At 59.7% G+C, this 21,431-nt stretch carries 21 protein-coding genes; 10 read left to right on the forward strand and 11 right to left on the reverse strand.

Annotated elements, in window-relative coordinates:
- Positions 1 to 4: 4 nt before the first annotated feature.
- The 6 genes from PSH88_RS03680 to exaC form a co-directional block, all read right to left on the reverse strand.
- Positions 5 to 661 (reverse strand): DedA family protein, encoded by a 657-nt coding sequence (locus tag PSH88_RS03680; RefSeq protein WP_305424963.1) that lies wholly within the window; start codon positions 659 to 661, stop codon positions 5 to 7.
- 340 nt (positions 662 to 1,001) lie between these two features.
- Entirely contained in the window at positions 1,002 to 1,463 is a 462-nt protein-coding gene (locus PSH88_RS03685) for a GNAT family N-acetyltransferase (RefSeq protein ID WP_063342407.1), read from the reverse strand.
- A gap of 112 nt (positions 1,464 to 1,575) precedes the next feature.
- Positions 1,576 to 2,400: an ethanolamine ammonia-lyase subunit EutC gene (gene eutC, locus PSH88_RS03690; RefSeq protein ID WP_305424965.1), complete on the reverse strand. Its 825-nt coding sequence runs from the start codon at positions 2,398 to 2,400 to the stop codon at positions 1,576 to 1,578.
- A gap of 8 nt (positions 2,401 to 2,408) precedes the next feature.
- Entirely contained in the window at positions 2,409 to 3,803 is a 1,395-nt protein-coding gene (locus tag PSH88_RS03695; protein WP_305424966.1) for an ethanolamine ammonia-lyase subunit EutB, read from the reverse strand.
- Positions 3,804 to 3,854: 51 nt separating this feature from the next.
- Complete coding sequence (gene eat, locus PSH88_RS03700; RefSeq protein WP_305424967.1) at positions 3,855 to 5,303, reverse strand: ethanolamine permease; 1,449 nt, start codon at positions 5,301 to 5,303, stop codon at positions 3,855 to 3,857.
- Between the two features lie 132 nt (positions 5,304 to 5,435).
- Complete coding sequence (exaC, locus tag PSH88_RS03705) at positions 5,436 to 6,956, reverse strand: acetaldehyde dehydrogenase ExaC (RefSeq protein WP_030129557.1); 1,521 nt, start codon at positions 6,954 to 6,956, stop codon at positions 5,436 to 5,438.
- A 445-nt stretch (positions 6,957 to 7,401) separates the two neighbouring features.
- Here exaC and PSH88_RS03710 point away from each other — a divergent pair, with 445 nt between their 5' ends.
- From PSH88_RS03710 to PSH88_RS03725, 4 genes are all read left to right on the forward strand, one after another.
- Complete coding sequence (locus PSH88_RS03710) at positions 7,402 to 9,315, forward strand: sigma-54-dependent Fis family transcriptional regulator (RefSeq protein WP_305424968.1); 1,914 nt, start codon at positions 7,402 to 7,404, stop codon at positions 9,313 to 9,315.
- A gap of 158 nt (positions 9,316 to 9,473) precedes the next feature.
- Positions 9,474 to 10,823 carry a UDP-N-acetylmuramate:L-alanyl-gamma-D-glutamyl-meso-diaminopimelate ligase gene (gene mpl, locus PSH88_RS03715; protein WP_008009026.1) on the forward strand — a complete coding sequence of 450 codons (1,350 nt, stop codon included), beginning with the start codon at positions 9,474 to 9,476 and terminating at the stop codon, positions 10,821 to 10,823.
- Positions 10,820 to 11,452: a flavin prenyltransferase UbiX gene (gene ubiX, locus PSH88_RS03720; protein ID WP_305424970.1), complete on the forward strand. Its 633-nt coding sequence runs from the start codon at positions 10,820 to 10,822 to the stop codon at positions 11,450 to 11,452. The genes mpl and ubiX overlap by 4 nt, the downstream gene beginning before the upstream one ends.
- Complete coding sequence (locus PSH88_RS03725) at positions 11,445 to 11,729, forward strand: YceK/YidQ family lipoprotein (protein ID WP_305424971.1); 285 nt, start codon at positions 11,445 to 11,447, stop codon at positions 11,727 to 11,729. Before ubiX ends, PSH88_RS03725 begins: the two co-directional genes overlap by 8 nt.
- 154 nt (positions 11,730 to 11,883) lie before the next feature.
- Here PSH88_RS03725 and PSH88_RS03730 read toward each other — a convergent pair whose 3' ends face one another.
- The 3 genes from PSH88_RS03730 to PSH88_RS03740 form a co-directional block, all read right to left on the reverse strand.
- Positions 11,884 to 12,525, reverse strand: coding sequence for an oxidoreductase (locus tag PSH88_RS03730; protein ID WP_305424972.1), 642 nt, complete (start codon positions 12,523 to 12,525; stop codon positions 11,884 to 11,886).
- Positions 12,526 to 12,552: 27 nt separating this feature from the next.
- The gene (locus tag PSH88_RS03735) at positions 12,553 to 14,268 is read right to left on the reverse strand and encodes a C13 family peptidase (RefSeq protein ID WP_305424973.1); all 1,716 of its coding nucleotides are present in this window, start codon (positions 14,266 to 14,268) and stop codon (positions 12,553 to 12,555) included.
- A 114-nt stretch (positions 14,269 to 14,382) separates the two neighbouring features.
- Positions 14,383 to 14,838 carry a MaoC family dehydratase gene (locus tag PSH88_RS03740; RefSeq protein ID WP_007937463.1) on the reverse strand — a complete coding sequence of 152 codons (456 nt, stop codon included), beginning with the start codon at positions 14,836 to 14,838 and terminating at the stop codon, positions 14,383 to 14,385.
- A 195-nt stretch (positions 14,839 to 15,033) separates the two neighbouring features.
- Between PSH88_RS03740 and PSH88_RS03745 the strand changes: the two genes are divergently transcribed.
- The 5 genes from PSH88_RS03745 to PSH88_RS03765 all read left to right on the forward strand — a co-directional run bounded on the left by PSH88_RS03745 (position 15,034) and on the right by PSH88_RS03765 (position 17,710).
- A complete protein-coding gene (locus tag PSH88_RS03745; RefSeq protein ID WP_305424974.1) occupies positions 15,034 to 15,396 on the forward strand; it encodes a CidA/LrgA family protein in 363 nt (120 codons plus the stop codon).
- Positions 15,393 to 16,109, forward strand: coding sequence for an LrgB family protein (locus tag PSH88_RS03750; RefSeq protein WP_008009037.1), 717 nt, complete (start codon positions 15,393 to 15,395; stop codon positions 16,107 to 16,109). The genes PSH88_RS03745 and PSH88_RS03750 overlap by 4 nt, the downstream gene beginning before the upstream one ends.
- Positions 16,110 to 16,119: 10 nt before the next feature.
- Complete coding sequence (locus PSH88_RS03755; protein WP_305424976.1) at positions 16,120 to 16,710, forward strand: LON peptidase substrate-binding domain-containing protein; 591 nt, start codon at positions 16,120 to 16,122, stop codon at positions 16,708 to 16,710.
- Positions 16,711 to 16,823: 113 nt separating this feature from the next.
- Positions 16,824 to 17,039, forward strand: coding sequence for a hypothetical protein (locus tag PSH88_RS03760; protein ID WP_305424977.1), 216 nt, complete (start codon positions 16,824 to 16,826; stop codon positions 17,037 to 17,039).
- A 92-nt stretch (positions 17,040 to 17,131) separates the two neighbouring features.
- The gene (locus PSH88_RS03765) at positions 17,132 to 17,710 is read left to right on the forward strand and encodes a hypothetical protein (protein WP_305424978.1); all 579 of its coding nucleotides are present in this window, start codon (positions 17,132 to 17,134) and stop codon (positions 17,708 to 17,710) included.
- Positions 17,711 to 17,764: 54 nt separating this feature from the next.
- On the opposite strand, the gene PSH88_RS03770 is transcribed toward PSH88_RS03765, so the two are convergent.
- Both PSH88_RS03770 and PSH88_RS03775 read right to left on the reverse strand, forming a co-directional pair.
- Positions 17,765 to 19,081: a bifunctional DedA family/phosphatase PAP2 family protein gene (locus tag PSH88_RS03770; protein WP_305424980.1), complete on the reverse strand. Its 1,317-nt coding sequence runs from the start codon at positions 19,079 to 19,081 to the stop codon at positions 17,765 to 17,767.
- 190 nt (positions 19,082 to 19,271) lie between these two features.
- The gene (locus PSH88_RS03775; protein ID WP_305424981.1) at positions 19,272 to 19,970 is read right to left on the reverse strand and encodes a DNA-3-methyladenine glycosylase; all 699 of its coding nucleotides are present in this window, start codon (positions 19,968 to 19,970) and stop codon (positions 19,272 to 19,274) included.
- Between the two features lie 189 nt (positions 19,971 to 20,159).
- Here PSH88_RS03775 and PSH88_RS03780 point away from each other — a divergent pair, with 189 nt between their 5' ends.
- Positions 20,160 to 21,431 (forward strand): glutamate-5-semialdehyde dehydrogenase, encoded by a 1,272-nt coding sequence (locus tag PSH88_RS03780; RefSeq protein ID WP_305424983.1) that lies wholly within the window; start codon positions 20,160 to 20,162, stop codon positions 21,429 to 21,431.

The following is a 21,431-nucleotide window of genomic DNA, read 5'->3' on the forward strand; positions in this document are numbered from 1 at the left end:
CGAGTCAGCGGGGTTCGGCTTTGGACGCGGCATTGGCAAGGCGGTTGCGGATTACGCCGATGATCATCGGTAGCAGCGACAGCAGGATGATGCCCACCACCAGCAGCGACAGGTTTTGCTTGATGAACGGTACGTTGCCGAAGAAGAAACCGAGGGTGACCAGGCCACCCACCCAGAGGATGGTGCCCAGGACACTGAAGGCAAAGAAGCGCGGATAAGGCATTTTGCCAACACCGGCGACGAATGGTGCAAAGGTACGGATGATCGGCAGGAAACGCGCCAGGGTTACGGTTTTGCCGCCGTGTTTGTCGTAGAAATCGTGGGTTTGTTGCAAGTAGTCGCGGCGGAAAATTTTCGAGTTCGGGTTACTGAACAGCCGTTCGCCAGCGGTGCGGCCAATCACGTAGTTGGTGCTGTCACCCAGAATCGCCGCCAGCATCAGCAAGCCACCCAGCAGCACCGGGTCCATGCCGCCACCGGCCGCCACGGCGCCCGCGATAAACAGCAGGGAATCGCCCGGCAGGAATGGCATCACCACCAGACCGGTTTCGCAGAAGATCACCAGAAACAGAATGGCGTAAATCCATGCCCCGTAGTTGGTCACCAGCAGGTCGAGGTAAACATCGAGATGCAGGATAAGGTCGATCGGGTTGAAATCCATGGAAAGCACCTGTGGTGATGGCCCGACTCTGCAGGCCTGTGCGGATGGCTTCGCGTAAGACTACAGCTAAGTGTGATTTTTCTTACGAGCCGGAAGAATGGGCATTATACGGGGTGACAAGTGAAAAACGCGTCGAGTTTGTAGCGGGGGATGTCGATGGGTCGACCATAGGTCTGCTGGCTTTGCACAATCCTCTGTGGTGAGGGAGCTTGCTCCCGCTGGGAGTGCGAAGCGCTCCTGGTCCGACTACGCGGTGTATCAGGATAATCGCTTTGGTTGGTTTACGACTGCTGCGCAGCCGAGCGGGAGCAAGCTCCCTCGCCACAAAGGCCCCAGTGCGTTAAATCCCGTCACTGATCGGCAACACGTAGTTCTTGAACTCGGTGTCTTCCCTGAACCCGATGGATTCGTAGGTTTTCTGCGCGACTTCGTTATTGCTGCTGGTGGAAACGCGCATGCGCACGGCATTGGTTTCCTTGGCCATTTTTTTCGCGGTGCGGATCAGGTTGTCGGCCACCAATTGGCGGCGGGCGTCTTCGGCGACGTAGATGTCGTTGAGGATCCATACGCGTTTAAGCGAAAGAGACGAAAAACTCGGGTACAACTGACAGAAACCCATCAGTTTGTTGTTGTCGTCATCGGCGAGGGCCAGGTAGATCACCGATTCCTTGCGCCGCAGGCGTTTCTCGAGGAACGCCCGGGACGAGTCCGGATAGGGCAGGGAACCGTAAAACTCACGATATTTGACGAACAACGGGGTCAGCAGGTCGAGGTGTTCGAGGGTCGCTTGAATAATCCGCATGGTAGGTCTCGTCTTCAAGTGGCTGTCTTACGTGGTGACGGCGACGGGAAACCCTGGCGGCCGTGCATCGATCCTGCCTGAAACCTGAATAGAAACGCAATGCGGAAACGGTTCAGGCATCCGACGGGCTCAGTAGGAAATTGCCTTTCATGTCCGCACCCATGTCCGACTCCAGCGTCTGAACCTGGGCTTCGTCCTTAAGACTGACCCCTGATAACTGCCGCCGACAGGCTTCGCGCATCAAATACAGCAAGCGGTGTGCCGCCATGCCGTAACTCAAGCCTTCGAGCCGAACATTCGAAATGCAGTTGCGATAGGCGTCCGTTAGTCCGACCTTGGGATTATAGGTGAAATACAACCCCAGGCTGTCTGGCGAGCTCAAGCCTGGGCGTTCGCCGATCAATATGACCACCATTTTTGCGCCCAGCAGCTCGCCAATCTCGTCGGCCACCGCGACTCGGCCCTGTTCCACCAGAATTACCGGCGACAGGGACCAGCCCTCAGCGGCTGTCTGTTCTTCCATGCGGGCCAGAAACGGTAAGGTGTGGCGATGAACGGCCAATGCCGAGAGGCCATCGGCCACTACGATGGCCAGATCCACCCCGCCAGGATGGCTCAGCGCGTAATCGCGTAGGGTTTGCGCCGACTCATCACTCAGCTTGCGCCCCAGATCGGGGCGCTGCAGATAGCTGTTCCGGTCCGTGGCGGCGCTGTGCAGCAGCAAACTCTCACGTCCACGCTCGGCCAGTTGCGAACTGAGCCCCATGTGGTCGAACGGCAGATGCACCGCATCCCGGGCCTGGGCATGGGCGTACTGGAAATCCAGCTGTGCGCTGGTCGGCATACTGGTGCCGGTGCGACCGAGGGCAATACGTGCCGGGGTCAGGCGACGCAGCTCCAGCAACGGGTTTTGCGGATCGACAGGTGGTTTATCCATCTCAATACTCATCCCAGTTGCGTCATGGCCTGACGGAAGGCCGGCGGCAGGTTGTCGCCGAAGTGAATTTTGCCGTCTGCCTGGGTGAAGATGCCCATGTTCGCCAGCCACTGTTCAAACTCCGGCGCCGGTTTCAGGCCCAAGGTTTTTCGGGCGTAGAGGGCGTCGTGGAACGACGTGGTCTGGTAATTGAGCATGATGTCGTCAGAGCCGGGAATGCCCATGATGAAGTTGATCCCGGCCACGCCCAGCAGGGTCAGCAGGGTGTCCATGTCATCCTGATCGGCTTCGGCATGGTTGGTGTAACAGATGTCGCAACCCATGGGCACGCCCAGCAGCTTGCCGCAGAAGTGGTCTTCGAGGCCGGCGCGGATGATCTGTTTGCCGTTGTAGAGGTATTCCGGGCCGATGAAGCCTACAACGGTGTTCACCAGAAACGGTTTGAAATGGCGTGCCACGGCGTAGGCGCGGGTTTCGCAGGTCTGTTGATCGATGCCGTGGTGGGCGTTGGCCGACAAGGCGCTGCCCTGGCCGGTCTCGAAATACATCAGGTTCTGGCCCAACGTGCCGCGATTCAGGCTCAAGCCCGCGTCATAGCCTTCCTGCAAGACGTTGAGGTTGATACCGAAACTGGCGTTGGCCGCTTCCGTGCCGGCGATCGACTGGAACACCAGGTCCAGCGGAACACCTCGATTGACCGCCTCGATGGAGGTGGTGACGTGGGTCAGCACGCAGGCCTGTGTCGGAATTTCGTAGCGCTGGATGATCGCATCGAGCATTTCCAGCATGGCGCAGATCGAAGCGATGCTGTCGGTGGCCGGGTTGATGCCAATCATTGCGTCACCGTTGCCGTACAGCAGGCCGTCGAGAATGCTCGCGGCGATGCCGGCCGGTTCGTCGGTGGGGTGATTGGGTTGCAGACGTGTCGAGAGCCGGCCGTGCAGGCCCAAAGTGCCGCGAAATTTCGTGACCACGCGGATTTTCTGCGCCACCAGCACCAGATCCTGCACGCGCATGATCTTCGACACAGCGGCGGCCATTTCCGGGGTCAGGCCCGGCGCGAGGGCGCGCAGGCTCTGTTCGTCGGCGGCGTCGCTGAGCAGCCAATCGCGAAAGCCGCCGACAGTGAGGTGGCTGACTGCTTTAAAAGCCTGTTTATCGTGAGTGTCGATGATTAGCCGGGTGACTTCATCGGCCTCGTAAGGAATCAGTACTTCCTGCAGGAAGTGAGTCAGCGGGATGTCAGCCAGGGCCATTTGCGCAGCCACGCGCTCGCCATCGTTGAGGGCGGCAACGCCGGCCAGAAAGTCCCCGGAACGCGCCGGGCTGGCCTTGGCCATGACGTCCTTGAGGCTGTCGAAGCGATAGGTCTGGCTGCCGACAGTGTGAGCAAAACTCGCCATACAGATTCTCCGTGACGGCGCAGACAGGGCCTGCGCCGGGATTTGCGGCTGTTAGTGCAAGGCTTCTTCAGCTTTCTGAATGGCCGCGAACTCTTCTTCGGGCGTGCCTGCTACCAAGTGATGCCGACTGTAGAAAGCAAAGTAAGCAATTAACACTCCATAGATGATCGCGGCGCCAATCACCACCCGCGGATCTACCAGAAAGCCCGCCACTACGGCGATGCAAGCCAACACCAGTGCCACGCCAGACGTGAAAATACCGCCCGGCGTACGGTACGGACGATCCATTTTGGGGCGACGGATACGCAAGGTGATGTGCGCGGCCATCATCAGCACATAGGAGATGGTCGCGCCGAACACCGCCACCAGAATCAGCAGGTCACCCTGGCCGGTCAGTGACAGACCAAAGCCGATGATGCCGGGAATGATCAACGCCAGTACCGGCGCCTTGCTCTTGTTGGTTTCGGACAGTTTGCGCGGCAGATAGCCGGCACGGGACAAGGCAAAGATCTGCCGCGAATAGGCGTAGATGATCGAGAAGAAACTGGCGATCAGCCCGGCCAGGCCCACCAGATTGACGAAACTGCCCATCCAGGTCGAGCCGCCATAGGCTTTGGCCAGCGCTTCGACCAACGGATTACCGGAAGTCAGCAGGGCGTTGGCGCCGGCACCGCCAGGGCCGATGACCAGAATCAGCAAGGCAAAGCTCACCAATACCAGCATGGCGCCGATCAGCCCGCGGGGCAGATCGCGTTTCGGGTTTTTGGTCTCTTCCGCCGCCAGTGGTACACCTTCGACGGCCAGGAAGAACCAGATTGCGTAAGGAATGGCTGCCCAGACGCCGACATAGCCGAAAGGCAGGAAGCTGCTGGCGCCCTTGGCCTCGGTCACCGGGATGTCCAGCAAATTGGCGACGTTGAAGTGCGGCACCATCGCGATCAGAAATACTGCCAATGCCAATGCCGCGACGGCGGTGATGACGAACATCAGCTTCAGGGCTTCGCCGACACCGAAAATGTGAATGGCGATAAAGATGATGTAGAACGCCAGGTAAATCATCCAGCCGCCAATGCCGAACAGCGACTCGCAATACGCCCCGATAAACACCGCGATCGCCGCTGGGGCGATGGCGTATTCGATCAGGATCGCGGTTCCGGTGAGGAAACCGCCCCACGGCCCGAATGCGCTACGGGCAAATCCGTAGCCACCGCCGGCGGTCGGGATCATGGAAGACAATTCGGCCAGGGAGAAGCACATGCACAAGTACATGGTGGCCATCAGCAACGTGGCGAGAAACATGCCGCCCCATCCGCCTTGGGCCAAACCGAAGTTCCAGCCGGCGTAATCACCTGAGATGACATAGGCCACGCCCAAACCCACCAGCAGGACCCAGCCCGCCGCACCTTTTTTCAGTTCACGTTGTTGGAAATAATCGGAGCCGACTTTTTCGAAGTCGACCGAGGAGATTGCCGGCTGCGCGCTGGCTTGATCGCTAGGCATAGGGGTTCACCTGTTCTTATTGTTTTTTAGTCGGCGTTTTTGCCGGGGTGACGCTAGACATTTTGCTGAATGTTCAACCGCTTCGCGAGCAAGCCGTTCCCACAGGGGAAGTGGCTTGCTCGCGACAGGCGTTTAGAAGAAGCCCAACGGATTGATGTCGTAGCTCACCAGCAGGTTTTTGGTCTGCTGATAGTGGTCGAGCATCATTTTGTGGGTTTCACGACCAACGCCGGACTTTTTGTAACCGCCGAACGCGGCGTGCGCCGGGTACAGGTGGTAGCAGTTGGTCCACACACGACCGGCCTTGATGGCGCGGCCCATGCGATAGGCGCGGTTGATGTCGCGGGTCCAGAGGCCGGCGCCCAGGCCGAACTCGGTGTCGTTGGCGATGGCCAGGGCTTCGGCTTCGTCCTTGAAGGTGGTGATGCTCACCACCGGGCCAAAAATTTCTTCCTGGAACACGCGCATTTTGTTGGTGCCCTTGAGCAGGGTCGGCTGGATGTAATACCCGGTCGCCAGGCTGCCCTCGAGTTTTTCTACCTTGCCACCGGTCAGCAGCTCGGCGCCTTCGCCCTTGGCGATCTCCAGGTACGAAAGGATTTTGTCGAATTGCTGCTCGGACGCTTGGGCGCCGACCATGGTGTCGGTGTCCAGCGGGTCGCCACGTTTGATTTGCAGGACTTTGTTCATGACCACTTTCATGAACTCGTCGTAGATCGATTCCTGCACCAGGGCGCGGGACGGGCAGGTGCAGACTTCGCCCTGATTGAAGAACGCCAGCACCAGGCCTTCGGCGGCTTTTTCGATGAAGGTCGGTTCGGCTTGCATGATGTCGGCGAAGAAGATGTTCGGCGACTTGCCACCCAGCTCCACGGTGGACGGAATGATGTTTTCGGCGGCGCATTTCATGATGTGTGAGCCGACCGGGGTCGAGCCGGTGAAGGCAATCTTGGCGATGCGCTTGCTGGTGGCCAGGGCTTCCCCGGCTTCTTTGCCGAAGCCTTGCACCACGTTGAGTACGCCGGGCGGCAGCAGGTCGCCGATCAGTTCCATCAGCACGGTGATGCCCAGCGGGGTTTGCTCGGCAGGTTTGAGGACCACGCAGTTACCGGCGGCCAGGGCCGGGGCGAGTTTCCAGGCGGCCATCAGAATCGGGAAGTTCCATGGAATGATCTGCCCGACCACGCCGAGCGGTTCATGGATGTGATAGGCCACGGTGTTGCCGTCGATCTCGGCGGCGCTGCCTTCCTGGGCGCGGATGCAGCCGGCGAAGTAGCGGAAATGGTCGGCGGCCAGCGGGATGTCTGCGTTGAGGGTTTCGCGCACGGCCTTGCCGTTGTCCCAGGATTCGGTGATCGCCAGCACTTCCAGGTTCTGTTCGATGCGATCGGCGATTTTCAGCAGGACCAGCGAGCGTGCCTGGGCGGACGTGGCGCCCCAGGCATCGGCGGCGGCATGGGCGGCATCCAGGGCTTTTTCGATGTCTTCGGCCGTGGAGCGTGGGAATTCGGCAATCGGTTGGCCGTTGACCGGCGAGGTATTGGTGAAGTACTGACCTTTGACAGGCGCGACGAACTCGCCGCCGATGTAGTTACCGTACTTGCTCTTGAACGAAACGATAGCGCCTTCAGTACCGGGGTGAGCGTAACGCATGATGGGTTTCTCCTTGGCTTTTGTGCTTATAAGGGAGGACGCGCTAAAGCGCTGCATTAAGCGTAGAGCAAAGGTCGGGCCAGTGCCTTGCAGGTCAGGTAAATCAAGGGCTTGTGTGTTTTTTGTCGGGCGGATGGGCGGCGTTTGTGACGCTTGCGGTACAACCCATGTGACACTTTGTACCGCTTGTGGCACAGCCTGTGACTGGCGGGTCTTGCCAGCATTGCAATGCGTCGATGGCTGGAGGATGCTGAGCCTCAAATTGCCCCGCAGGTAATCCCCCTGTGGCGAGGGAGCTTGCTCCCGCTGGGCTGCGTAGCAGCCCCAAAATGTCTGCCGGTCATGATTTCTGGCGAGCGCTTCGCACTCGAGCGGGAGCAAGCTCCCTCGCCACAAAGTGTGTGCCAGCCCCTTAATGGGTTCTACACGGGGAGAATAATAAGAAATGCACGACAACCATTTGAGTCGCCATGCCCAGCAAGTGCTGACCGTGACCCAGGGTAAATCCCACCTGCACGGTCCCGGCAGCGATCCATCCATTGCCCGCTCCTGGCTGCGCTGCCTTGAGGATTATCACCTCGACCCGGCCCTGACCATGGCGCCGACGGTGCTGGAACATGGCCGCGTGCTGGAAAGCCGCGAACGCTTGCAGCAAGTGCTGCAGATTGCCGGCACCGAAATGACCAGCCTCCACCAGCAACTGTCCGGCGCCGGCCACGCGGTGCTGCTGACTGACGCCCGCGGGGTGATCCTCAACTGCGTCACCGCGCCTACCGAACGGAAGATTTTCGAGCGCGCCGGCCTTTGGCTGGGCGCCGACTGGAGCGAAGCCTGCGAAGGCACCAATGGCATCGGCACCTGCCTGGTGGAGCGCCAGTCCCTGACCATCCATCAAGACGAACATTTTCGTGGTCGTCACACCGGCCTGACCTGCTCGGCGAGCCCGGTGTTCGATCCTCACGGCGAGCTGCTGGCGGTACTCGACGTGTCTTCGGCGCGTCACGAGGTTTCGCGGCAGAGCCAGTTCCACACCATGGCTTTGGTCAATCTGTCGGCGAAGATGATCGAGAGCTGCTATTTCCTGCGTTACTTCGACAATCAATGGTTGCTGCGTTTTCACCTGCAGGCCGAATCCGTCGGGCTGTTCAGCGAAGGGTTGTTGGCGTTCGACGGGGAAGGGCGGATCAGTGCGGTGAACCAGAGTGCGCTGAATTTGCTGGGGCATATTCGTGGTGGGCTGTTGGGCAAACCGGTGGAGGCGTTTTTTGACTGCTCGCTGGATGAATTGCTCGGCCGCGCGAGCGCTAATGCCAGCGCCAGTTGGCCATTGCGCACCCGTGACGGGCGGCGGCTGTTTGCCGTGTTACGCGGGCAGCCGCGCAGCATTCCGGTGCCGGTGGTGCAAAGCCCGATGGTTGTCGAGCGTCCGCGCTTGTCAGGCATTTGCCTGGGCGATGCCGCGTTGCAGGAGGATTTTCGCAAGGCTTTGCGCGTGTTTGAACGAGACGTGCCGTTGCTGATCAACGGCGAGACCGGCTCAGGCAAAGAGGCCTTCGCCAAAGCCGTGCATCAGGCCAGTCAACGCTCGGAAAAATCTTTCATCGCCCTCAATTGCGCGGCGATTCCCGAAAGCCTGATCGAAAGCGAGCTGTTCGGCTATCGCGGCGGCAGCTTCACCGGCGCCCGCAAGGAAGGCATGCGCGGCAAGTTGCAGCAGGCCGATGGCGGGACGTTGTTCCTCGATGAAATCGGTGACATGCCGCTGAGCATGCAGACCCGTCTATTAAGGGTGCTGGAAGACCGTCAGGTGGTGCCGATTGGCGGTGAGCCGGAATCGGTCAATGTGCGGATCATCAGCGCCACTCACCGCAATCTGCTTGAGCGGGTGCAGGACGGCAGTTTCCGCGAGGATTTGTATTACCGGCTCAATGGGCTGGAAGTCGCACTGCCGGCGCTACGTGAGCGCGCTGACAAATCACAGTTGCTCGACTTTTTGCTGGCCGAAGAGGCGGGCGGGGAAACGGTATTGATAGACGGGCCGGCGCGGCAGGCCTTGCTGGATTTTGCCTGGCCGGGGAACGTGCGGCAGTTGCGCAATGTGCTGCGCACCCTCGCGGCATTGTGTGATGGCGGTCGGATCGGGCTGGGTGATTTGCCGGCGTTGATTCGCCAGGCCCGACCGGTGACGGCGTCGGCAGTTGAAGAGCCGTCCGAGTTTCCGCTGGATGATGCCGAGCGGCTGGCGTTGCTCAACGCACTGGAGCAGCAACGCTGGCACATGACGCACACGGCTGAACAGCTGGGCGTTAGCCGCAACACCCTCTACAGAAAACTGCGAAAACACGGTATCGCCCGCTAAACCGAGTCGCGGCCAATCGCGGGCAAGCCCGCTCCCACTGGGTCTGCGCTGCCCTTGTGGGAGCGGGCTTGCCCGCGATGGCGTCAGTATTGGCGAAACACAAGGTGCGATTTTCCCCTCCCTACGCTAACCTGCGGCCATGTTTTACGAGGTCGACTATGCACATTCATATTCTTGGTATTTGCGGCACTTTCATGGGTTCGATGGCGGTTCTGGCCAAAGAGCTGGGCCATCACGTGACGGGCTCCGATGCCAACGTCTATCCGCCGATGAGCACTCAGCTGCAAGCCCAGGGCATTGAGTTGACCCAAGGTTACGACCCGGCGCAGCTCGATCCGGCCCCGGACCTGGTGGTGATCGGCAATGCCATGTCCCGCGGCAACCCGGCCGTCGAATATGTGCTGAACAAAGGCCTGCCGTACGTCTCCGGCCCGCAATGGCTGGCCGATCACGTATTGCAAGGCCGCTGGGTGCTGGCGGTGGCCGGCACTCACGGCAAAACCACTACCAGCAGCATGCTCGCCTGGGTGCTGGAGCATGCGGGCATGAGCCCGGGTTTCCTGATCGGCGGTGTGCCGCAGAATTTCTCGGTGTCTGCGCGTCTGGGTGATACGCCGTTCTTCGTGATCGAAGCCGACGAATACGACAGTGCGTTCTTCGACAAGCGCTCCAAGTTCGTTCACTACCGCCCACGCACGGCGATCCTGAATAATCTGGAGTTCGATCACGCCGACATCTTCCCCGATCTGCCAGCCATCGAGCGACAATTCCACCATTTGGTGCGGACTATTCCGAGCGAAGGCCTGGTGATCCATCCGACCACTGAACCTGCATTGCTGCGCGTCATCGAAATGGGCTGCTGGACCCCGGTGCAAACCACCGGTGCCGGCGGTCAGTGGCAAGTCAAACTGCTCAGTGAAGACGGTTCGAAATTCGAAGTGATGTTCGAAGGCGCCGTTCAAGGCGTGGTCGAGTGGGACATGACCGGTCAGCATAACGTCGCCAACGCCTTGGCCACCTTGGCCGCTGCGCGTCACGTCGGCGTAGTACCGTCGATGGGCATTGCGGCACTGAGCGCGTTCAAAAGCGTGAAGCGCCGGATGGAAAAGGTCGCGGAAGTCCGTGGCATCACCATTTACGACGACTTCGCTCACCACCCGACCGCCATCGCCACCACCCTCGACGGTCTGCGCAAGCGCATTGGCGATGCGCCGTTGATTGCGATCATCGAGCCGCGCTCCAATTCCATGAAACTTGGCGCTCACCGCGATGGCTTGCCGGAGAGTGTGGTCGATGCCGATCAGGTGATCTGGTATTCGCCGGCCAACCTCGGTTGGGACCTGGGCGCCACCGCCGCGTTGTGCACCGTGCCGTCGATTGTCAGCGATTCGCTGGAAGGCATCATCGAACGCGTGAAGAGCCAGGCTCAGCCTGGCACTCACGTGGTGATCATGAGCAATGGCGGCTTCGGCGGCCTGCACGGCAAACTGGCCGAGGCGCTGCAATGAACAACGGCCCGGAACGCATCACGCTGGCGATGACCGGCGCTTCGGGCGCCCAGTACGGCTTGCGCCTGCTCGACTGCCTGGTGCGTGAAGACCGCGAGGTGCACTTCCTGATTTCCAAGGCCGCGCAACTGGTGATGGCCACCGAGACCGATGTCACGCTGCCGTCCAAGCCGCAGATGATGCAAGCCTTCCTCACCGAGTACACCGGCGCCGCCGCCGGGCAGATTCGGGTGTACGGCAAGGAAGACTGGATGTCGCCGGTGGCGTCGGGCTCCGGCTCGCCAGCGGCGATGGTGGTGGTGCCGTGTTCCACCGGGACTTTGTCGGCTATCGCGACCGGGGCCTGCAACAACTTGATCGAACGGGCTGCCGACGTGACCTTGAAGGAGCGCCGCCAGCTGATTCTGGTGCCCCGCGAGGCGCCGTATTCGAGCATTCATCTGGAGAACATGCTCAAGCTGTCGAACATGGGCGTGACCATTCTGCCGGCCTCACCGGGCTTCTATCACCAACCGCAGACCATTGACGACTTGATCGACTTCGTCGTGGCGCGGATTCTCAATCTGCTGAACATTCCGCAAGACATGCTGCCGCGTTGGGGCGAACACCATTTGAGCAGCGATGAATAAGCTGCTGGTCATCCTGCTGGCTTTACAACTGGTGGGCTGCGCCACGGCGCGCACCCTCGATGCTGCCAAGCCTGGGGCGCCGGTGGTGTATTCGGGGACGCGTCTGGATTTGTATGCGCTGAATGGCGGGTGCTGCGCCATGGACAGATTCGGTGCAGAAGCGCCGAGTTATCCGGGTGTTGACCTGCCGGCCAGCGCCTTGCTCGACACGTTGCTGTTGCCGCTGTCGTTGTTGACGGTGATTGGCGTAAGTTTTCAAGCGACTGGCGGAATGTAACCTGCGACCCCTGTGGCGAGGGGGCTTGTCGGAACGCCGCATCGCCCCGTCCGGCTGCGAAGCAGTCGCAAATCCAGGCGACGCGGTGCAATTGAAGAAACAGGGGGGGCGCTGCGCGACCCAACGGCGGCAAGCCCCCTCGCCACAGGTGAAATTACTTGCCTAACTTGCGCAACTCATCCGACTCGACAATCCGCACGCCATCCTGCTCTTCCAGGGCCAGGCGCCACATGGCGCGGGCCAACTGGCAGGCTTCGATGCCGTGGTACTTGCCCGGAAGCAATCGCGACAACGGGCCGGCGACCTTCTCACCCAGTCGCGTCTCGACACGATCACCCAACAACAGCGAAGGCCGGCAAATGGTCAGCTGCGGCCAATTCTGTGCGCGCAATGCGTGTTCCATCTCGCCTTTAACCCGGTTGTAGAAAATCGAGGATCGCCGATCGGCTCCCAAGGCGCTGATCACGATCAAGTGCCGTGCGCCCATCTCCCGCGCACGTTTGGCGAATGCCACCACCATGTCCAGGTCCACTGCGCGAAACGCTTGCTCGGAGCCGGCCTGTTTGATCGTGGTGCCGAGGCAGCAGTAGGCAATGTCGACGCGACCGTTCAATTGCGGCAAAAACACCGCCGGGTCGCCGACCGGGTTTTCCAGGTGAGGATGCTCGGCCAATGGCCGGCGTGAGGGGGCTAATACCCGTGTAATCGTTGGCTCGTTGAGTAGACGGTCAAGCAAATGTTCACCGGTTAACCCGGTAGCTCCGGCAAGCAATACATGCTGAGGCGTCAAGTACATAGTCATTCCCTCTTGATACTGTTCAGCTTAGTTGCTCTTTTCATCCTTGCTGATAGAGACACTTTGCAGTGCCTTTCGTGCCTGTTGTTTGCGCAACAGCTGCCAGTGGCTGAGAACGGTTTTCGGCGCCCAGATTTGCGGCTCGGAAGCTTCGAAGCTGTCGGCCATTTCACGCTCGGCCACAGTGGCGCTGGCCAGTTTGAAGGCTTGCTCCAGATCGTCGGTCTGGTTCAGCGCCTGGGCGAACAGCGCGTCGCCGAAATAAGTGAAGTTAGCTTCTTCCGAACACCCAAAGGACACTCGATCGGCGCGCGAGGCGGTCATGATCAGGGTGCGTTCGTCCTTGAGGGCGGGGATGAAGCCGCCGGAATAGCAAGACGAAATCACAATGATTTTGTCGCGCTTCTTCAGGGGCGCGAGGACGGCGGCCAGTTCGTCGACCGGCAGGTCGGCCAGTTCCATGCGTGGCTGGTCGAGCACCAGTTGGTGTTCGCTGGTGCCGTGGCTGGTCAGATAAATGAACAGCAAGTCTTCCGGACCACTGCGCTCAGCCAGGGTCTGGGCGGCGCGGCGCAGGTTTTCCCGGGTGGCCATCGGCCGGTCGCCGAGGTGATCGCGATGGTTGACCAGGCGGATCTGGCCGAAGGCGCCGAAACGGCTGGCGAGCATGTTGGCGACGTAGTCGGACTCGCGCAGGAACACGCTCTGCTTGCCATCGCCGCCCAGGGTCAAGGTGTACAGTTCGACCGCCGGGGTCGAGGCTGGCACGTTGGCCAGTGCATCGTCGAGCAAGCGACCCTGGGCCAGCAAGCCGAGTTCGAGAGGGTCGGGCAGCAGCTTGCTGTCGGCGTCGCGCACGCGCTGACTATTGATCCAGGTGCCGCTCTGCACCGTGCCATCGGTCAGCACCAGCGTGCCTTGGCCCTGATAGTTGTCGCCGTCGAACTGGCCGATATAGAAGCTGCCATCGGCCAGGTTCAAGCGACCCTGACCGGTGAAGCGCCAGTCGCTGAACTGACCGATGTAGTGACTGCCGTCGGCGCCGATCAACTCGCCCTTGCCGCTGAGCACGCCTTCCTTGAAGTGACCGAGCCAGACATCGCCATCGGCGTTCTCGTAGCGGCCCTTGCCGTGCAGTTGATTGTTCTTGAAACCGCCGACATAGATATCGCCATCGGCGCTGTTGAAGGTGCCATTGCCTTCCAACTGGCCGTCGGCGAAATGCCCGGTGAACTGGTTTCCGCTGGCATCGCTGCGCTGGCCTTCGCCATTGGGTTTGCCGTGGGCGAATTGCCCTTGGTACTGGCTGCCGTCTTCGAGTTCCAGGCGACCGAGCCCTGAGTATTGATCGGCCTTGAATTCGCCGCGGTAAGTCATGGCGTTTTCTTTGAGAGTGCCTTCACCGTCGCGTCGACCCGCCTTGAAACCGCCGGTATAGCTGCTGCCCGTGGTGGTCAGGGTGCCTTGGCCGTCGAATAACCCTTGCTGGAATTGCCCGCGATAGACCTCGCCGTTGCTGCCATGCCATTCGCCCTGACCATGCCATTGGCCTTTGTCGAACTGGCCGGCGTACCAGCTGCCGTTCGGGTAATCGATGCGACCCTCGCCTTGCAGCAAGCCGTTGACCAGATCACCGCGATAGCGTCCACCATCCGGCAGGCGGGCATCGGGGGGCAACAGCGATTCGCCATCGCCGCAAGCGGTGAGCAATAGGGTCAAAGCAAGGAGTGCAAGTGAGCGCATAGCGGGATCCGGGCAATTAGGCGACGGAGTATGCCGCAGCTATGTGTCGCATTTATAGAGACACGGCAGAGACACGGCGCGAAACAGCGTGAGCTGCTTCGCATCCGGGATGCTTTACACGAAGCAGAGGGACAGTGGCTCGGCGATGTACGCCGGTTTGTCCGACCCTTCGATTTCAAGCGTGGCGGTGGCCTTGAGCAGCCATTGACCGGGTTTCTTCTCGGTGACGTCGTTCATGTCGACCTTGAGTCGCACCCTGGAGTTGACCTTCACAGGCTGGATGAAACGCACGCTGTCCAGACCGTAGTTCACCACCATCTTCGCGCCTTCGGGCAGGATGAGGATGTCTTCCATCAGTTTGGGGATCAGCGACAACGACAGGAAACCATGGGCGATGGTGCTGCCGAAAGGTGTTTGCGCGGCTTTGACCGGGTCGACATGGATGAACTGATAATCGCCTGTGGCTTCTGCGAACAGGTTGATACGTTCCTGGTCGATGGTGAGCCATTGGGAACGTCCGAGTTCCTTGCCGACATAATCTTTGAGCTCTGCAACTGGAACATAGGGCATTGAGACTCTCCTTGGGTTCATCGGTTTTATAGTTTTTCGAGTGGGGGATTTGACTTCCCTGCGAACCACTTTAGATCAACATGGCAAATGGCTCCGGTCAACTATTCATGCTTTTGGCGAATGCCGATTCATAGCGTTGGCGTGCTTATAATGTCGGGCCCCTTATTTGTGGGGAGCACGCGCGGGAGATGATGGATGTTGTTACGTGGCCTGACCTGGCTGGTGCTTTTTCAATTGCTCGGCACCGCCCTCAACCATTTGTTTTTGCCGGTGCTGCCGGGGCCAATCATTGGCCTGTTGCTGCTGCTGGGGTATCTGATTGTTCGCGGTCAAGTTGGCGAGCCCCTGAACCTCGCGGCCAGTAGCCTGTTGCGTTATCTGCCGTTGCTGCTGGTGCCGCCGGCCGTGGGCGTGATGGTGTACGCCGCCGACATTGCCGCGGATTTCTGGGCGATCACCGGTGCGCTGGTACTGTCGCTGCTGTTGTCGATGGCCTTCGCCGGTGTGCTGATGCAGCGGATGGTCAAGCGTCATGCTCATCACGAGGACGGCCAATGATTTTCGATTGGCACGGCGCCTGGGCGTCGGTGATTCATCATCCATTGTTCGGTATTGGTATTACGCTGGGGGCGTATCAGTTGGTGCTGGCAGCGTTCGAGAAAACCCGCTGGGTTTTTCTGCAACCGGTACTGGTTTCCATGTTGCTGGTTATCGCTGTACTGGTCGGTTGCGGCCTGAGTTACGCCGAATACCGCAAGAGCACCGAGATACTCAGCATCTTGCTCGGGCCGGCCACCGTTGCGCTGGCGGTACCGCTGTACCTCAACCTGCGGCGGATCCGGCAGTTGTTCTGGCCGATATTTACTACGCTGGTGATAGGTGGTGTGGTCGCCACGGGCATGGGAGTGCTGCTGGGCTGGTGGTTCGGCGCCGAACACATGATCCTGATGACCATGGCACCCAAGTCGGTCACCTCGCCGATTGCCATGCTGGTGGCGGAGCAAATCGGTGGCGTCGCGGCGCTGGCGGCGGTGTTCGTATTGATTACCGGGGTGATCGGAGCGATCTTCGGACCGAGTCTTTTGACCCGTCTCGGTGTCCACAGCCCGGAGGCCCGCGGTATGGCTCTGGGCATGACCGCCCATGCGGTCGGCACTTCGGTGGCCTTGCAGGAAAGTGAAGAGTGCGGCGCCTTCGCGGCGCTGGCGATGAGTCTGATGGGCGTGGCCACGGCGGTGTTCCTGCCGTTGGCGGTGTCGATGGTGGTGTAAGGAAATGTCTATGAGCTTGCCGCTTTTTCCGCTGAACACGGTGCTGTTTCCCGGCTGCAACCTCGATTTGCAGATTTTCGAGGCGCGCTACCTGGACATGATCGGCCGCTGCATGAAGCTGGGCGGCGGCTTCGGCGTGGTGTGCATTCTGGAGGGCGAAGAAGTCGGCATCGCTCCCGAAGGCTACGCGCGGGTGGGGTGCGAAGCACTGATCACCGATTTTCACCAGCAGGACAACGGCCTGTTGGGCATTCGGGTGAAGGGCGGGCGGCGCTTCCATGTTGTGCGCACCGAGGTGCAGCGCGACCAGTTGATCGTCGCCGAAGTCGAGTGGCTCAAAGATGAACCCGAGCAACCGCTACAGGATGAAGACGCCGACCTGGTCGCGCTGCTCAAGGCCTTGGCGGAACACCCGATGGTCGAAGCGCTGAGCATGGGCACTGAAGCGGCGGGGCAACAGTCGCTGGCCAACCAGTTGGCCTACCTGTTGCCGTTTGCTGAGGTGGACAAGATAGACCTGCTGCAACTTGATGATCCGCAGCAGCGGCTGGATGCGATTCAGGCGTTGCTGGATGAGTTGCAGGGAGAGTTGTTTGCTTAGTTGTACTTTGTATTAAGTTGTCTGGTTCGCCACTATTGTCTTGGCTGTGCTCACTTAGTAGTTTGAGGTTGTTCGCATGAGGCGAATAAACTTTTAACGGTAAGGACGCAGCTATGACAATTTATGAAGATGAGTGGGCGTTTTGGGATGATATCTCAGCGCGTTACATTCTAAAGCACGCGAATATCGATCCTAATACGGCCAACATTATTGACGCCGCTGGTTACTATGCCGATGCGATGGTGGTCGAGCGACGTAAGCGCAAACGCGTAAAGCTTTCCGTCTCTGGCGCTGCTGCCGAGGTTTCAGACGCCCCGGCGGCAATTTAATACATTTGTTATTAAGCGTTCGGCAACAGATCTGCATGTTGTGTCTGTTGCTAAAAAATAAGAATTGAGTGAAAAACACTTTGGGGTGACTCATGTCTCTGGAAAATCAAAGCAACGCATTTACCGCTAATCTTTACGTCAAAGGGATACCGGTGGTGCTTAACCAGCAACGTCTGAAGGTGCGGCAGCTCGACCCACGAATGACCAGGCGCGAGCGTCTGGATGTAGAGGTGGCGTTGGCAAGTAATGACAGTGCAAGTACTTTGACGCTGGCCGATCATGAGGATGACAAACCCTTGTTGTTGAAGTTTGTTCCCAAGGCCGACAAATATGAAATTGTGGCAGTTTTACGGGGTGTTTATGGCGGGAATAGTTTAAAAGTTAATCCCGAAACACATCATTTGTACGTGAGTAATGGTTCGCAAGGTTCTGAGTTTTCAATTTGCAAATATGGGGTAGAAAGGGCGGTTTTTGATGATCTCGGCAACGGCCCTGTTTATATTCAGCTGGTGAGTGAGCTTAATGGTCGGCCATTGTATCTTGCTGGTGACAAGGGGGATCTGCATTTTAAGGATGTAAATCCTAACAACACAAAGCATGATGCGTACAATAATGAGCCCGTTAATTTTGTGATAAAAATTGTGGGTAAGCCGGGTGAGGAGAGGGCGTAAAAGTACGCCGTCAGCTCCGGGCGGCTGATGGCATCTGTTTTGTTAAGGGTAAGTTTAATACGCATACCGCAACATCGCATGCGGCATGTGCCTCAGCACAAAGAAACCGAACAACGCCACCAATGACGGCAGCACCAGCCACCAGATTTTCGGTGGCATGGCGTTGAGCGAAGTCTGGCGTTGAGTCAGCCAAAGACTCACCGCACACACGCACGCCGCCAGCATTGCGCCGGCCAGTACATCGGTCGGCCAGTGCGCGCCCAGGTACACCCGTGACAGGGCAATCGTCAGCGCCGGCAAGCAGCCCACCAATAACCAGGTCAGGCGCATGCGCGGCGGTTGTCCGCGCCCCGCCAGCACCGCGAGCGTCAAGAACAGCGCGAAAGAGCCCGAGGCATGGCCGCTGGGCATGCTGTAGCTGGTCAGCGGATCACTCAGCACTTCCGGGCGCACACGGGCGAAGAAATGCTTGCTCGCGGTGTTGCCCAGCGCGGTGAACAGGAGGGTGCTGCCAGCGAAGATCGCGTGCCGCCATTGTCGTGTCAGCAACAGCAAGACAGTCAGCAGCGCGCTGAGCATAAACATGTTGCGGAATTCACCAATCAGCGTGAACACCACGGCCACTTCATCGAGCACCGGGCTGCGGTGTTCCTGTATCAGGGTCATCAATCCCTGATCGAGGGCGGTCAGGTGCGGGTAGCCGATGAACAGACCGATCAGGATCAACAGGCTCATGCTGCTGATCCAGATGGTCGCCCGGCGATGGCGGCGCAGGCTGCTGTTTGCGCTCAGGCCGACCATTACCGCAATGCTGCCGGCGACAATCCCGGCTTCAGGCCAGAAACCTTCCGGCAATGGCAAGCGGATCGCCGCCCCGGTGGCCCAGCCCGGCAGGAGATAGGCGAGGCTCCAGCCCGCGGCAGCCAACAGGCTGACGACGGCGAAGCGCGGGAACGGCATGTCGAACATCCCGGCAACCATCGGTAGCATTGGCCGCAACGGGCCGATAAAGCGTCCGACCAGCAGGCTGGCGATGCCATAACGCTGGAAATAAGCCTCGGCCCCGGCCATCCATTCCGGATGATGGCGCAACCCCGGCAGGCGACGGATGTTCTGATGGAAGTGTCGCCCTAAAAAGTACGAAACGATGTCGCCCAGCACACCGCCGAGGAAACCCAGCAGCAGCGTTTCACCCAATGACAACGCGCCACTGCCAGCCAGTACCGCCACGGCAAACAGCAACACTGTGCCAGGCACGATCAGCCCGGCAATCGCCAGGCATTCCACACAAGCCACTATGAACAATGCCGCGGCCAGCCACTGAGGATTGACCGTCAGCCAACTGGTCACGCTATCGAGCCATGGGCCCATAAAAACAACTCCATCTGATTCAATTGGCCCTTGGTGGGCGAACACTATTTAAACAACGGCAAAATTCCTGTGGGAGCGGGCTTGCCCGCGATGGCGCCGGGACAGTCAGCATCGATGTCGACCGGTATGGCTCTATCGCGGGCAAGCCCGCTCCCACAAGGAACTCCTTTGCATCAAGATTCAGCAGCTGTCAGGACAACAAAAAATAATCGCGACCCTCGACTTGTCCCCGGCGCAGCGGGTTGCGCGTGCAGTAAAGTGCGTAAGCCGCATCAACAAAGCGGTACATCAAATGTTCGTCGCGCCCGTCGGGAATGCCCAGGCGGGTGGTCTGAATGATGTGGCCGGGCGCCGGCCCGACATCTTCCACCAGCAGCACCCCATGGTCGAAGCGTTTGGCGTCCCAGACTGGCACTTTCAGCCCCAGCGCCTTGCAAAGCAGCGTCTGCCCGGCACACAGCTTTTGCGAGGGGCGAGGGCGGCCATGAGCATCGGGATTGTTCAATAGCATCTGCGCCAGGCTCGCCGGCCCGCTCAGTTCATCGACCCATGGATAGGCGGATTTGATCAGCACTGCATTACCGGGGCCCTGAGCGCTGAAGTTCAGGGAATCGCCGCCGCGGGCGTAATACATATAGATGTGGCCGCCATCCAGAAACAAAGCCTTACGCTTTTCTGTGTAGCCCAGGGAGGCGTGGCTGCCTTTTTCTTCGCAGTAATAGGCTTCGGTCTCGATGATTCGGGCACTGAGCCACAGGTCGCCGACCCGATGGCGGATAATTTTACCCAATAAATCCCGGGCCAGCGTTTGGGCGTCGCGGTCGAAAAATGCATCCGGCAGCCCCTTGGGCGTGCGTGTGTCGGACGCATTAACAGTCAGGTTGGTCATGATGAACAGCGTTTATCAGGGCTGATTGAGTCGTGATGATAACAATATGCAGCTTAATCACGGCTGAACGTCGGCAAATTGCGCTCCATTTCGACCATCCGCCCGTCACCGCTGTTAGTCCCGGGACGCGACAGCTATAATCTGCCGCTTTACTCTTTACCAAGACCTTAGCAAAGACCATTGCAGACCATGACTGAGTCCGTTCTTGACTACATGACCCGTTTGGGTCGCGCCGCCCGCGAAGCTTCCCGCGTGATCGGCCGTGCCAGCGCCGCGCAGAAAAACCGCGCATTGCAGGCGGCTGCCAATGCTCTGGACGCCTCCCGCGCCGAGCTGACCGCAGCCAATGAACAGGATTTGGCCGCAGGCCGCGCCAGTGGTCTTGAGCCGGCCCTGCTGGAACGTCTGGCGCTGACACCGGCGCGCATCGACGGCATGATCGTCGGTTTGCGTCAGGTCGCGGCACTGCCGGACCCGGTGGGTGCGATCCGCGACATGAGTTATCGCCCGTCTGGCATCCAGGTTGGCAAGATGCGTGTGCCATTGGGCGTGATCGGGATCATCTACGAATCACGGCCGAACGTGACCATCGATGCCGCCAGCCTGTGCCTGAAGTCCGGCAATGCGACCATCCTGCGTGGCGGCTCCGAGGCGATTCATTCCAACCGCGCCATTGCCGCCTGCATTCAGCGCGGTCTGGCCGAGGCCGGTCTGCCGGCCGCCGTGGTGCAAGTGGTCGAAACCACCGACCGTGCGGCCGTCGGCGCGCTGATCACCATGCCGGAATACGTTGATGTCATCGTGCCCCGTGGTGGCCGTGGCCTGATCGAACGGGTCAGTCGCGATGCCCGTGTGCCCGTGATCAAGCACCTGGACGGCATCTGTCACGTCTACGTCAGTGCTCACGCCGATCTGCCGAAAGCCCAGCGCATTGCGTTTAACGCCAAGACTTACCGTTATGGCATCTGCGGCGCCATGGAAACGCTGTTGGTCGATCAAGCGGTCGCCAAGGAGTTCCTGCCATCGATGGCTGCTCAGTTCCGCGAGAAAGGCGTCGAACTGCGCGGTTGCGAGCGCACCCGGGCGATTATCGAGGCCGTTGCGGCCACTGAAGAAGACTGGCACACCGAATACCTGGCCCCGATCCTTTCGATCTGTGTAGTCGACGGGCTGGATCAGGCCATCGAGCACATTAACAAGTACGGTTCCCATCACACCGATTCGATCGTCAGCGAAAATCTGGCCGACACCCGGCGTTTCGTGGCTGAAGTCGATTCGTCTTCGGTCATGATCAACACCCCGACGTGCTTCGCCGATGGCTTCGAATACGGATTGGGTGCCGAGATTGGCATTTCTACTGATAAGCTGCACGCCCGCGGCCCGGTGGGCCTCGAAGGGCTGACCTGCGAGAAGTACATCGTGGTCGGTGACGGTCAGTTGCGCGGCCAGGAGTCGGTCTGA

The organism is Pseudomonas wuhanensis, from assembly GCF_030687395.1.
GTDB lineage: Bacteria > Pseudomonadota > Gammaproteobacteria > Pseudomonadales > Pseudomonadaceae > Aquipseudomonas > Aquipseudomonas wuhanensis.